This window comes from Pseudomonas sp. DTU_2021_1001937_2_SI_NGA_ILE_001 (assembly GCF_032463525.1).
Classification (GTDB): Bacteria; Pseudomonadota; Gammaproteobacteria; order Pseudomonadales; family Pseudomonadaceae; genus Aquipseudomonas.
Window position 1 is genome coordinate 2,950,924 of sequence record NZ_CP135971.1, and the last position, 12,084, is coordinate 2,963,007.

10 protein-coding genes and 4 tRNA genes are annotated in these 12,084 nt (G+C 63.5%); 5 read left to right on the forward strand and 9 right to left on the reverse strand.

Going from position 1 to position 12,084, the window contains the following annotated elements:
* The first annotated feature begins 31 nt into the window (after positions 1–31).
* On the forward strand, positions 32–829 hold the full coding sequence (locus RRX38_RS12525) for an SDR family NAD(P)-dependent oxidoreductase (protein ID WP_315959477.1): 798 nt from the start codon (positions 32–34) through the stop codon (positions 827–829).
* A gap of 107 nt (positions 830–936) precedes the next feature.
* On the opposite strand, the gene RRX38_RS12530 is transcribed toward RRX38_RS12525, so the two are convergent.
* From RRX38_RS12530 to rluD, 7 genes are all read right to left on the reverse strand, one after another.
* Positions 937–1,013, reverse strand: a tRNA-Pro gene (locus RRX38_RS12530).
* A 97-nt stretch (positions 1,014–1,110) separates the two neighbouring features.
* Positions 1,111–1,186, reverse strand: a tRNA-Lys gene (locus RRX38_RS12535).
* 6 nt (positions 1,187–1,192) lie between these two features.
* Positions 1,193–1,269 (reverse strand) — tRNA-Pro (locus RRX38_RS12540).
* Positions 1,270–1,297: 28 nt separating this feature from the next.
* A tRNA-Asn gene (locus RRX38_RS12545) sits at positions 1,298–1,373 on the reverse strand.
* Positions 1,374–1,647: 274 nt separating this feature from the next.
* The gene (gene clpB / locus RRX38_RS12550; protein WP_315959478.1) at positions 1,648–4,212 is read right to left on the reverse strand and encodes an ATP-dependent chaperone ClpB; all 2,565 of its coding nucleotides are present in this window, start codon (positions 4,210–4,212) and stop codon (positions 1,648–1,650) included.
* Between the two features lie 125 nt (positions 4,213–4,337).
* Entirely contained in the window at positions 4,338–5,069 is a 732-nt protein-coding gene (gene pgeF / locus RRX38_RS12555; RefSeq protein WP_315959479.1) for a peptidoglycan editing factor PgeF, read from the reverse strand.
* On the reverse strand, positions 5,066–6,028 hold the full coding sequence (rluD, locus tag RRX38_RS12560) for a 23S rRNA pseudouridine(1911/1915/1917) synthase RluD (protein WP_295473138.1): 963 nt from the start codon (positions 6,026–6,028) through the stop codon (positions 5,066–5,068). The genes pgeF and rluD overlap by 4 nt, the downstream gene beginning before the upstream one ends.
* A gap of 149 nt (positions 6,029–6,177) precedes the next feature.
* Between rluD and RRX38_RS12565 the strand changes: the two genes are divergently transcribed.
* The 4 genes from RRX38_RS12565 to RRX38_RS12580 all read left to right on the forward strand — a co-directional run bounded on the left by RRX38_RS12565 (position 6,178) and on the right by RRX38_RS12580 (position 10,528).
* Positions 6,178–7,194: an outer membrane protein assembly factor BamD gene (locus RRX38_RS12565; protein ID WP_295473140.1), complete on the forward strand. Its 1,017-nt coding sequence runs from the start codon at positions 6,178–6,180 to the stop codon at positions 7,192–7,194.
* Between the two features lie 166 nt (positions 7,195–7,360).
* Positions 7,361–7,603, forward strand: a complete 243-nt coding sequence (locus RRX38_RS12570) for a PP0621 family protein (RefSeq protein WP_295473141.1) — start codon at positions 7,361–7,363, stop codon at positions 7,601–7,603.
* On the forward strand, positions 7,593–9,185 hold the full coding sequence (locus RRX38_RS12575; RefSeq protein ID WP_315959480.1) for a two-component system sensor histidine kinase NtrB: 1,593 nt from the start codon (positions 7,593–7,595) through the stop codon (positions 9,183–9,185). Before RRX38_RS12570 ends, RRX38_RS12575 begins: the two co-directional genes overlap by 11 nt.
* Before the next feature lie 2 nt (positions 9,186–9,187).
* A complete protein-coding gene (locus RRX38_RS12580) occupies positions 9,188–10,528 on the forward strand; it encodes a sigma-54 dependent transcriptional regulator (RefSeq protein WP_315959481.1) in 1,341 nt (446 codons plus the stop codon).
* Between the two features lie 4 nt (positions 10,529–10,532).
* Here the strand turns inward: RRX38_RS12580 and thiO are convergent, their stop codons facing one another.
* On the reverse strand, positions 10,533–11,633 hold the full coding sequence (gene thiO / locus RRX38_RS12585; RefSeq protein WP_315959482.1) for a glycine oxidase ThiO: 1,101 nt from the start codon (positions 11,631–11,633) through the stop codon (positions 10,533–10,535).
* 32 nt (positions 11,634–11,665) lie between these two features.
* Positions 11,666–12,076 (reverse strand): type IV pilin protein, encoded by a 411-nt coding sequence (locus RRX38_RS12590; protein WP_315959483.1) that lies wholly within the window; start codon positions 12,074–12,076, stop codon positions 11,666–11,668.
* Between the last annotated feature and the right edge of the window lie 8 nt (positions 12,077–12,084).

Sequence of the window (12,084 nt, forward strand, 5' to 3'; positions counted from 1 at the left end):
AAACCGGCATGCCCATCGAATGAGGTGTTGTATGGATTTAGCAATCAAGGGGCGGGTTGCGCTGATCAGCGGCGCAAGCGGTGGTATCGGCCTGGCGACGGCGCGGCTGCTGGGCGAAGAAGGCGTGCACCTGGTGCTCACCGACATGAAGCAGGAGACGCTGGAGAAAGCCTGCGCCGGCCTGCCAGGCGAGCCCCTGCTGGTGGCGGCGGACATGACCGACCAGAAGCAGGTAGAAGCGTTGGTCGAGAAAGCGCAGGCGCGTTTCGGCCAGGTGGATATCGTGGTGCATACCGCCGGGGTCACCGGTGCCAAGGGCGACCCGCTGGAGCTGTCCGACGAAGACTACCAGCACGCCTGGGAAACCGATTTCTTTTCCGCCGTGCGTATCGCCCGCGCCACCCTGCCGAAGATGCGCAGCCGCCACTGGGGCCGCTTCGTGTGCATCACCTCGGAGAACGCCGTACAGCCCTATTGGGAAGAAGCGGTGTACAACACCGCCAAGGCTGCTTTGGCGGCTTTCATGAAGAACCTTTCTTACAAGGAAGCCGCTCACGGCGTGCTGTGCAATACCGTAGCCCCGGCGTTCATCGAGACCGGCATGACCGACGGCATGATGGAACAGCGCGCCGAGGAAATGGGCGTGTCGTTCGATGAGGCGGTGGAAAGCTTTCTGGAACAAGAGCGGCCTGGCATCGTACAGAAGCGTCGTGGGCAACCCGAGGAAGTGGCAGCAGCCATCGCCTGGCTGGTGTCCGACCGCGCGACCTTCGTCAATGGCAGCAACCTGCGGGTCGATGGCGGCTCGGTGCAGGCCGTGCAGAACTGAGCCCAGACACCCAAACGAAAAAAGGCGTCCCGAAGGACGCCTTTTTTCCGGTTCAGCGCAACTGGCTCTGAACCTGTATTTTCGCCCCGGCTGATGCCGAGTGAAAATGGTCGGGGTGAGGGGATTCGAACTCCTGACATCCTGCTCCCAAAGCAGGCGCGCTACCGGGCTGCGCTACACCCCGAGGTGACACAAGAAAACGCCCGTTAGGGCGTTTTCCGAAGGATGATGCAATTGGCATCATCTCCCTAAGATTCGACCTGAAACAGCCAGATCAAAAATGGTGGGTCGTGTAGGATTCGAACCTACGACCAATTGGTTAAAAGCCAACTGCTCTACCAACTGAGCTAACGACCCAAAACATGGTCGGGGTGAGGGGATTCGAACTCCTGACATCCTGCTCCCAAAGCAGGCGCGCTACCGGACTGCGCTACACCCCGACAAATACAGCTTACCGCTCGTTGAATCTGGCTCCGCGACCTGGACTCGAACCAGGGACCCAATGATTAACAGTCATTTGCTCTACCGACTGAGCTATCGCGGATCGTTTTCAGATTCAGCTACGGCGTTGAATTTAAACGCTTTTTAGCTTCAATTCAACCTCTTTGACATTTTTGCTTCGCGTTTCGCGTTGCGTTCACGTCTCTGAGGCGCGCCATTCTACAAGAAACAATTACCCTGTCAACACCCTAAATTGCTTTTACTACAATGATTTGCGATTTTTTTTCGAAGTGTCTGTCCAGCCTCGAAAAACACCCCATTGCTGCATAAAAGAAAGGGCTCCCTCAAGGAGCCCTTCCTGTGCCACAACGCCGGAATCAGGCGAAGACGATTTCGTCGTTTTGCAGGCTGGCGGTAATGTTCGCCCCCGGCACGAAGCGCCCGGAGAGAATCAGTTGCGCCAGCGGGTTCTCGATCCAGCGCTGGATCGCCCGCTTCAACGGCCGGGCGCCATACACCGGGTCGTAGCCCACCGCGATCAGCTTGTCCAACGCCTCGGGGCTGAGGGTCAGGGTCAGCTCGCGCTCGGCCAGGCGGCTGAGCAGGCGGCTGAGCTGGATCTGCGTGATACCGGCGATCTGCTCACGGCCCAGCGGTTCGAAAATCACCACCTCGTCGATACGGTTGATGAACTCGGGACGGAAATGCGTACCCACTGCGTCCATCACCGCCGCGCGCTGCGCTTCGCGGTCACCGGACAACTCCTGAATCTGCGCCGAGCCCAGGTTGGAGGTCATGACGATCACCGTATTGCGGAAATCCACGGTCCGCCCATGACTGTCGGTCAGACGGCCATCCTCAAGCACTTGCAGCAGGATGTTGAACACATCGGTGTGGGCCTTTTCCACTTCGTCGAGCAGGATCACCGAGTAAGGCTTGCGTCGCACCGCCTCGGTCAGATAACCGCCCTCCTCGTAGCCCACGTAGCCCGGTGGTGCACCAATCAGCCGTGCCACGGAGTGCTTCTCCATGAACTCGGACATGTCGATGCGCACCATGGCCTCTTCGGTGTCGAAGAGGAACTCCGCCAGCGCCTTGCACAGCTCGGTCTTGCCCACCCCGGTCGGGCCGAGGAACATGAACGAGCCACTCGGCCGGTTGGGGTCGGCCAGACCGGCACGCGAACGCCTTACAGCGTTGGCCACCGCCACCACGGCCTCTTCCTGGCCAATCACCCGCTCATGCAGCAGGCTTTCCATCTTCAGCAGCTTGTCGCGCTCGCCTTCGAGCATCTTCGACACCGGGATACCGGTCCACTTGGAAACCACCTCGGCAATTTCTTCTTCGGTCACCCGGCTGCGCAGCAGCTGGTTCTCCGGCTTGCCGTGCTGGTCGACCATCTGCAGGCTGCGCTCCAGGTCCGGGATGATCCCGTACTGCAGCTCGGCCATGCGGTTCAGGTCGCCGCGGCGCCGGGCGGCTTCGAGTTCCTGACGCGACTGTTCGATCTGCTGCTGGATCTGTGCCGAGCCGGTGACTTCGGCCTTTTCCGAGGTCCATACCTCTTCGAGGTCGGAGTACTCACGCTCCAGCCGGTCAATCTCGACCTGAAGCTTTTCCAGGCGCTTGAGGGTCGCCTCGTCGGTTTCCTTCTTCAGCGCCTGCGCCTCGACCTTCAGCTGGATCAGGCGGCGCTCCAGGCGGTCCAGCACTTCAGGCTTGGAGTCGATCTCCATGCGAATGCGGCTGGCTGCTTCATCTATGAGGTCGATGGCCTTGTCCGGCAACTGCCGGTCGGTGATGTAGCGATGGCTCAGGCGCGCGGCGGCGATGATCGCACCGTCGGTGATCGCCACCTTGTGGTGGACTTCGTAGCGCTCTTTCAGGCCACGCAGAATGGCGATGGTGTCTTCTTCGCTCGGCTCGTCGACCAGCACTTTCTGGAAACGCCGCTCAAGGGCCGCGTCCTTCTCGATGAACTGCCGGTATTCGTTGAGGGTGGTGGCGCCCACGCAATGCAGCTCGCCCCGCGCCAGGGCCGGCTTGAGCATGTTGCCGGCATCCATGGCGCCCTCGCCCTTGCCCGCGCCGACCATGGTGTGCAGCTCATCGATGAACAGGATGATCTGCCCTTCCTGCTTGGCCAGCTCGTTGAGCAGCGACTTGAGGCGCTCTTCGAACTCGCCACGGAACTTGGCACCGGCGATCAGCGCGCCCATGTCCAGCGACAACAGGCGCTTGCTCTTCAGGCCGTCGGGCACTTCACCGTTGATGATGCGCTGGGCCAGCCCCTCGGCGATGGCAGTTTTGCCCACACCGGGCTCGCCGATCAGTACCGGGTTGTTCTTGGTGCGGCGTTGCAGCACCTGGATGGTGCGGCGAATCTCGTCGTCACGGCCGATCACCGGGTCGAGCTTGCCTTCTTCGGCACGCTTGGTCAGATCGATGGTGTACTTGTCCAGGGCCTGGCGGGATTCCTCGACGTTGGGGTCGTTGACCGCATTGCCGCCGCGCAGGTTGTTGACCGCATTCTCCAGGGCCTTCTTGCTCACACCCTGGCCGAGCAGCAACTTGCCGATCTTGGTGTTTTCATCGAGCGCCGCGAGCAGCACCAGCTCGCTGGAAATGAACTGGTCGCCCTTCTGCTGGGCCAGGCGATCAGCCTGGTTGAGCAGGCGCGCCATGTCCTGCGACAGGTTCACGTCGCCGGTAGGGTTCTGGATCTTCGGCAAGGCGTCGAGTTCTTTACCCAGTTCCTTGCGCAGGCTATTGATGTCGAAGCCGACCTGCATCAGCAGGGGCTTGATGGAACCGCCCTGCTGTTCGAGCAGGGCCTGGAACAGATGCACAGGTTCGATGGCCGGATGATCGAAACCCACGGCCAACGACTGGGCATCGGATAAAGCGAGCTGGAGCTTGCTGGTCAATCTGTCGATACGCATTAGTCACCTTCCTCTTGCGTCAGAGCAGGCCGGAGTAATGAACACACCTGTAAAGAAAACCTGCCGGGTTACCGCTTAGATGCGGACGATTCTGCAGGATTCAAGTGAATGCGGATTGACAGATGTCAGGCGTTGGCCAGCCAGACCAGCGAGGCGAAACGGCCGGTACGGGCGCTGCGCCGGTAGGAGAAGAAACGCGTGTCGGTGTAGGTGTCCAGACCGCCGCCATACACGGCGTCGATGCCGTGTGCGGCCAGGCGCAGGCGCGCCAAGGCATAGATGTCGGCCATGAAGCGCCCGGCGTTGATACTGGGAATGAAGGCCGCAGCGGTTTGCGGGTGGCTGGACACGAAGGCCTCACGCACCTCGCCGCCCACTTCGAAGGACGGCTGGCCGATGGCCGGGCCCAGCCACACCAGAATTTCACCGGGGGCGACCGCCAGGCTGTCGGCGGTGGCCTCCAGCACACCCGCGGCCAGACCGCGCCAGCCGGCATGGGCAGCGGCGACCCGCGTACCGGCACGGTCGCAGAACAGCGCGGGCAGGCAGTCGGCGGTCATGATGGTGCAGGCCACGCCGGACATGGCGGTCCAGCTGGCATCGGCTTCATCGACCCGCGCCGGGTCGGCCTGCACCACGTTGACGCCATGCACCTGGCTCAGCCAGGCCGGCTGCACCTGCAAGGTGTCGGTCAACTGCCGACGATTGCTCGCCACGGCCTGGGCGTCGTCCTGTACATGTGCGCCCAGGTTGAAACTGTCGAACGGCGCCTGGCTGGCCCCACCGGCACGCGTGGTCACGCAGGCACGCACGTTGGCCGGAGCAGGCCAGTCCGGGATCAGCCAGTCGTGTTTCACCCGACGAACGCCTCGCGGTCCTGCTTGAGCAGCGACAGCAGCCAGACGAAATCTTCCGGCAGCGGCGACTCCCAGCGCATGCGCTGGCCGGTGGCCGGGTGGTCCAGCTCCAGGAAGCGGGCATGCAGGGCCTGGCGCGGGAAGGTCTTGAGCGACTCCACCAAGGTCGGGCTGGCAGCCGGCGGAATGCGGAAGCGCCCGCCATAGACCGGGTCACCGATCAGCGGGAAGCCGACATGGGCCATGTGGACGCGGATCTGGTGGGTACGGCCGGTTTCCAGCTTGACCCGCACATGGGTGTGGGAGCGGAAGCGCTCCAGCACGCGGTAGTGACTCACCGCCGGCTTGCCGCCTTCCATCACCGCCATGCGCTGGCGCTGCTGGCCATGACGGCCGATGGGTGCGTCGATCTTGCCGCCGGCGGTGACCACACCGAGTACCACGCATTCATAGATGCGGCTGACGGTACGGCTTTGCAGCTGGTTGACCAGCTGGGTCTGCGCCTGCAGGGTCTTGGCCACCACCATGAGGCCGGTGGTGTCCTTGTCCAGGCGGTGGACGATGCCGGCACGCGGCACATTGACGATGTCCGGCACGTGGTGCAGCAAGGCGTTGAGCAGGGTGCCATCGGCGTGGCCGGCAGCCGGGTGCACCACCAGGCCGGCCGGCTTGTTGATGACCAGGATCTGCTCGTCTTCGTAGACAATGTCCAGCTCGATGTCCTGGGCGACCCACTCACCCTGGGCCTCCTGCTCGGCGGTCAGGTGCAGTACGGAGCCGCCATGGACGGTGTCGCGCGGGCGCAGCACCTGGCCGTCGACGGTCAGGCGACCGTCCTTGATCCAGGTGACAAGACGCGAACGCGAGTATTCGGCGAACAGTTGGGCGGCGACCTGATCGAGGCGTTGACCGCCGGATTCGGACGGCACCTCGGCGCTGAGTTCTATATTTTCGGACATGACCAGACTGGGAGGCGGCTAGCCTTTGGTTTCGGCTGCGCGCTTGTGGTTAAATACGGCGTCATTTGCCCCGGCACTTTTGCGGGGCGCTCATCATAACAGGACGGCCCCGCCCAAGACAGCAGGCCGTTATAGGGACGCAAGCCGCCATGCAAGTGAAACACCTGCTGCTGATCGCCATCCTCGCAACGACCGCGGCCTGCTCGTCGAAAGAAGTCATCGACGAGAACCTGAGCGAAGTCGAGCTGTACCAGCAGGCGCAGAACGACCTGAACAACAAGAGCTACAACAGTGCCACCGAGAAACTCAAGGCCCTGGAGTCGCGCTACCCGTTCGGCCGTTACGCCGATCAGGCTCAACTGGAGCTGATCTACGCGAACTACAAGAACAGCGAGCCGGAAGCCGCCAAGTCGGCCGCCGAGCGTTTCATTCGTCTGCATCCCCAGCACCCCAACGTCGACTACGCCTACTACATGCGCGGCCTGACCTCCTTCGACCAGGACGTCGGCCTGCTGGCGCGCTTCCTGCCCCTGGACCAGACCAAGCGTGACCCGGGCGCAGCGCGTGACTCGTTCAACGAGTTCGCCCAGCTCACCAGCCGCTACCCCAACAGCCGCTACGCGCCAGACGCCAAGCAGCGCATGATCTACCTGCGCAACCTGCTGGCCTCCTACGAAATCCACGTGGCCGACTACTACCTGACCCGTCAGGCCTATGTAGCCGCTGCCAACCGTGGCCGCTACGTAGTGGAGAACTTCCAGGAAACCCCTTCGGTCGGCGACGGCCTGGCGGTGATGGTCGAGTCCTACCAGCGCCTGCACCTGGACGACCTGGCGGCCACCAGCCTGGAAGTGCTGAAGGCCAACTACCCGAACCATCCACAGCTGGCCGGTGGCGAGTTCACCCCGCGCGAGCCGGAAGCCGACAACCGCTCCTGGCTGTCCAAGGCGACCCTGGGCCTGATCGGCAACGGCGCGCCGCTGCCACCGGGCGAGACCCGCGCAAACCAGGACATCGTGCGCCAGTACGAAGAAGCCAAGCAGGCCATTCCGAAGGAACTGTTGCCGGAAAACCAGGCACAGGTCGAGGAAGAAGCGGCCAAGAACGCCGAAGGCAAGAAGAGCCGTTCGTGGTTCAGCTACATGACCTTCGGCCTGTTCGACTAAGCCGAGCGGTTAACGATCAAAGAGGCCCACGGGCCTCTTTGTCGTTTCTGCGGCCATGCTTCGGCGGACTAGCCCGGTCGCCGGGATGGCGCAATGCCTTGCGCCCCTGTGCGGCATTCCCGTCCTTGGCTAAACTGCGCAATCAACTCACTTCGATCGGTTCTCCATGATTCGCATCATTCTCTGGGCAGCCCTGATCCTGGCGGCCATCTGGTTCGTCAAGCGCCTGCTCAATCCGCCCAGCCGCAAACCCGCTGCCGATGCCTCGGCTCAGGATGCTCCCGCGCCCATGGTGCGCTGTGCGCAATGCGGCGTTCATCTGCCTCGCGACCGTGCATTGAGCCAGGAACAGCAATGGTATTGCAGCGAGGCTCACCGGCTCCAAGGCCCCGCCTCACGTGAGCGTTGAGCCACTGTCCCTCAACAGCCCCCTGGCCCAGCGCATCCTGCGGCTCTACCACCTCTACCGGCTGATCATCGGCATCATGCTGGTGCTGCTGGTGTCCAGCGACATGGATGTCGAACTGCTGGACATGAGCAATCCCGGCCTGTTCCGCGCCGGCTGCTGGATCTACCTGGTCACCAACATCCTGGTGGTGGTGCTGCTCGAGCGCCCCCGGCACAAGGCCCTGATGTTCAGCCTGGCGCTGAGCGATGCGATCCTGCTGTCGGGGCTGTTCTATGCCGGCGGCGGCACTGCCAGCGGCATCGGCAACCTGCTGATCGCCTCGGTGGCAATTAGCAATATCCTGTTGCGCGGGCGGGTCGGTCTGTCGATTGCCGCCGTGTCGGCCATCGGCATCATCTACCTGACCTTCTACCTCAGCTTCGACAACCCCAAGGTCGCCAATGACTACGTGCAAGCCGGCAGCCTGGGCGCCCTGTGCTTCGCCGTCGCCTTGCTGATGCAGGCGTTGACCGCACGCTTGCGCCTGAGCGAGGTCCTGGCCGAGCAACGCGCCGTGGATGTGGATAACCTCGAAGAACTCAACGGCCTGATCCTGCAGCGCATGCGCACCGGCATTCTGGTACTGGATGCCAACCGACGCATTCTGCTGATCAACCAGGCCGCCCATGCGCTGCTAGGCCACGAGCGTCTGAACGGCGAAGTTCTGGATGACTACTGCCCGGCCCTGGTCGAGCGCCTCAGGCACTGGCGCATGAACCCGGTGCGGATCACCGAGAGCTTGCGCACCTCTCCCGCCGGGCCGGTGCTGCAGGCCAGCTTCGCCACCCTGAACCGCCACGACCAGCAACAGACCCTGGTGTTTCTCGAAGACCTCTCGCAGGTCGCCTTGCAGGCCCAGCAGCTCAAGCTGGCGGCGCTGGGGCGGCTGACCGCCGGCATCGCCCATGAAATCCGCAACCCGCTGGGCGCCATCGGCCACGCGGTGCAACTGCTGGAAGAATCGGAAGAACTCAGTACGCCCGACCGGCGTCTGGCGCAGATCATCCATGACCAGTCACGGCGCATCAACGTGGTGATCGAAAACGTCCTGCAGCTGTCGCGCCGCCGCGAAGCCGCGCCACAACAGTTGAACCTCGCTGCCTGGCTGGAAGACTTCGTCAGCCAGTGGCGCGCCAGCGCGCCGCCCCGGCACCAGTTGCACTGCGAGATCGGCGACGGAGCGCTGAGCACGCGCATGGACCCCGAGCACCTGACCCAGGTGCTGACCAACCTGGTGCATAACGGTCTGCGCCACAGCGGCCAGGTGCATGAGCAGGCGCAGGTCTGGTTGCGGCTTTATCACCAGCCAGGCAGCCACTTGCCGGTTCTAGATGTACTCGATGATGGTGCCGGGGTCTCCGAGCAGCACCTGGGCAAAATGTTCGAGCCCTTTTTCACCACCGAAACCAAAGGCACGGGGCTGGGTCTGTACCTGTCCCGTGAGCTGTGTGCCAGCAACCAGGCGCATCTGGACTATGCCCTGCGGCCCGAAGGCGGCAGTTGCCTGCGCATTACCTTCGCCCACCCGTTCAAGTTGAGTTGAGCATGACTTCAAGGCAGAAGATCCTCATCGTTGACGATGAGCCGGACATCCGCGAACTCCTGGAAATTACCCTGGGCAGGATGAAACTCGACACCCGCGCCGCCCGCAACGTGGCCGAGGCTCACGACTGGCTCAGACGCGAGCCCTTCGACCTGTGCCTGACCGACATGCGCCTGCCGGACGGCAACGGCCTGGAACTGGTGCAGCACATCCAGCAGCAGCACCCGCAGCTGCCAGTGGCGATGATCACCGCCCATGGCAACCTCGACCTGGCGATCAACGCCCTCAAGGCCGGCGCCTTCGACTTTCTCACCAAACCGGTGGACCTCACCCGCCTGCGCGAGCTGGTTGGCAGCGCGCTACGCCTGCGCAGCGGCACCGACCAGCAGCACAGCATCGACAGCCGCCTGCTGGGCGATGCCCCGCCGATGCGCACCCTGCGCAAGCAGATCAGCAAGCTGGCGCGCAGCCAGGCGCCGATTTACATCAGCGGCGAATCCGGCAGCGGCAAGGAGCTGGTGGCACGCTTGATCCACGAACAGGGCCCGCGCATCGACAAGCCCTTCGTACCGGTCAACTGCGGCGCCATTCCATCGGAACTGATGGAAAGCGAATTCTTCGGCCATCGCAAAGGCAGCTTTACCGGTGCCCATGAAGACAAGCCCGGCCTGTTCCAGCTCGCCGACGGTGGCACGCTGTTCCTCGACGAAGTCGCCGACCTGCCACTGGGCATGCAGGTCAAACTGCTGCGGGTCATCCAGGAGAAGGCCGTGCGCAGCATCGGCGGCCAGCAGGAGCAGGTGGTGGACGTGCGCCTGCTGTGCGCCACCCACAAGGACCTGGCCCAGGAAGTCAGCGCCGGGCGTTTTCGCCAGGACCTCTACTACCGACTGAACGTCATCGAGCTGCGCGTGCCGCCCTTGCGCGAGCGCCGCGAAGACATCGAGCCCCTGGCCGCCAGCATGCTGCAGCGCCTGGCTGCCAGCTATGCACAGCCGTTGGCGCGCCTGCATCCACAAGCGCTGGAAACCCTGAAGAATTACCGCTTTCCGGGCAACGTGCGGGAGCTGGAGAACATGCTGGAGCGGGCCTACACCTTGTGCGAAGACGACCAGATCCTCGCCAGCGACCTGCGTCTGGCCGACTGTTCGCCGACCCCGGAAGGCGACAGCCCCTGCCTGGCCAGCATCGATAACCTGGAGGATTACCTGGAGAGCATCGAACGCAAGCTGATCCTCCAGGCCCTGGAGGAAACCCGCTGGAACCGCACCGCCGCCGCGCAGCGGCTGAACCTGTCGTTCCGCTCGATGCGCTATCGGCTCAAGAAGCTGGGGCTGGACTGAGCGCTCAGGAGAACAAGCGAGCCGGCGAGTAAGGCGCCGGGTCGATGACTGGCGGCTGGTCCAGCAGCAGGTCGGTGAGCAACTGGCAGGAGGCCGGCGCCAGTACCAGGCCATTGCGGAAGTGCCCGCAGTTGAGCCACAGCCCTTCGAACCCCGGCACTGCGCCAATGAACGGAATACCTTCCGGCGAGCCGGGGCGCAGGCCCGCCCAATGGCCGACCACTTCGGCCTGCGCCAGCGCTGGCAACAGCTCGATGGCCGAGGCCTTGAGGCTTTCCAGCGCCTCGTCCGTAGGGGTCTTGTCGAAACCTTGGTACTCCAGGGTGCTGCCCACCAGAATGTGCCCGTCACGCCGAGGGATGGCGTAGCGCCCCTTGGCCAGCACCATGCTGGGCAGGAAGTCTTGCGCACACTTGAACAGAATCATCTGGCCCTTGACCGGCTCCACCGGCAGGTCGATACCGAGCGGTTTGAGCAGCTCGCCGCTCCAGGCTCCGGCACTGAGCACGACACGCTCGCTGCGCAGTACTTGATCACCGAGGGCGACGCCCGTGATGCGCCCGCCTTCATACTGCAGCCCGGTAACGGCGCTGGCTTCGCGTATTTCGACATTCGTCATGCCGCGCAGCGCGGCCTTGAGCGACTTGACCAGCCGCGGATTGCGCACGTTGGCGACCTCGGCCATGTAGATGGCGCTGCGGTAACCGCTGCCGAGCACCGGCACCGCATCGTAGACCGCCGACAGGTCGACACGGCTCAGTGGCCGCCCCTCACGTTGCGCCCAGGCCAGCGCCTGCTCTTCGTCGTCGAGGTCCAGCCAATACAGGCCGGTAACATGCACCTCGGGGTCCAGGCCGGTCTGCTCGAACAGCCGCGCGCCCAGCTGTGGATAGAAGTCCTGCGACCAATGCGCCAGCGCGGTGACCGCCGCGCTATAGCGCCAGGGGTAGAGCGGCGAAACGATACCGCCGCCGGCCCAGGAAGACTCGCGCCCCACCTCGGCACGCTCCAGCAGACACACCCGCTGCCCGGCCTGCGCCAGGTTGAAGGCCGTCAACAGGCCTATGACACCACCACCGACCACCACCACGTCTTGCCTGGACATTCTGCTCTCTGGTTACGCTAAAAGAAGGGTTATCAACGGCCCCAACAGTCCCTGGCCGTCATGCCACCTGTTGCTCCGGGGTTGGTGCGCGCACCGGTATTGGTGATGGTGAACACACCGCACCTGTCATTGGCCATCAGCCCTCTACCGGTGGCCGCCAGGCTGTACTCCTGGGCGTTCAGGTTGGCGGCGATGGTGTAAAAGTCGTTGCCGGCCGACACGGTAGGCGCCGCCGTATTGGCATTGCCGTTGTAGGTGCCGACCCGCGAATAGAAGCGTTCCAGGGCCTGCGCCTGCTCGGTCAGCAGGCTGGCGATCGCCGCCCGCTGGGTGCGCCTGACGTACTCGGTGTAGCTGGGGTACGCAATGGCGGCAAGGATACCGACAATCACCACCACAATCATGAGTTCGATCAAGGTAAAGCCACGGTTGCTGGATCGCATGAATGCTC

Bases quoted from the DNA above. Each gene is read 5' to 3' on its own strand.
- rluD (WP_295473138.1), bottom strand. From the start codon at position 6,028: ATGTCCGAAAATATAGAACTCAGCGCCGAGGTGCCGTCCGAATCCGGC.
- RRX38_RS12565 (WP_295473140.1), top strand. From the start codon at position 6,178: ATGCAAGTGAAACACCTGCTGCTGATCGCCATCCTCGCAACGACCGCG.
- RRX38_RS12525 (WP_315959477.1), top strand. From the start codon at position 32: ATGGATTTAGCAATCAAGGGGCGGGTTGCGCTGATCAGCGGCGCAAGC.
- thiO (WP_315959482.1), bottom strand. From the start codon at position 11,633: ATGTCCAGGCAAGACGTGGTGGTGGTCGGTGGTGGTGTCATAGGCCTG.
- RRX38_RS12590 (WP_315959483.1), bottom strand. From the start codon at position 12,076: ATGCGATCCAGCAACCGTGGCTTTACCTTGATCGAACTCATGATTGTG.
- clpB (WP_315959478.1), bottom strand. From the start codon at position 4,212: ATGCGTATCGACAGATTGACCAGCAAGCTCCAGCTCGCTTTATCCGAT.
- RRX38_RS12570 (WP_295473141.1), top strand. From the start codon at position 7,361: ATGATTCGCATCATTCTCTGGGCAGCCCTGATCCTGGCGGCCATCTGG.
- RRX38_RS12580 (WP_315959481.1), top strand. From the start codon at position 9,188: ATGACTTCAAGGCAGAAGATCCTCATCGTTGACGATGAGCCGGACATC.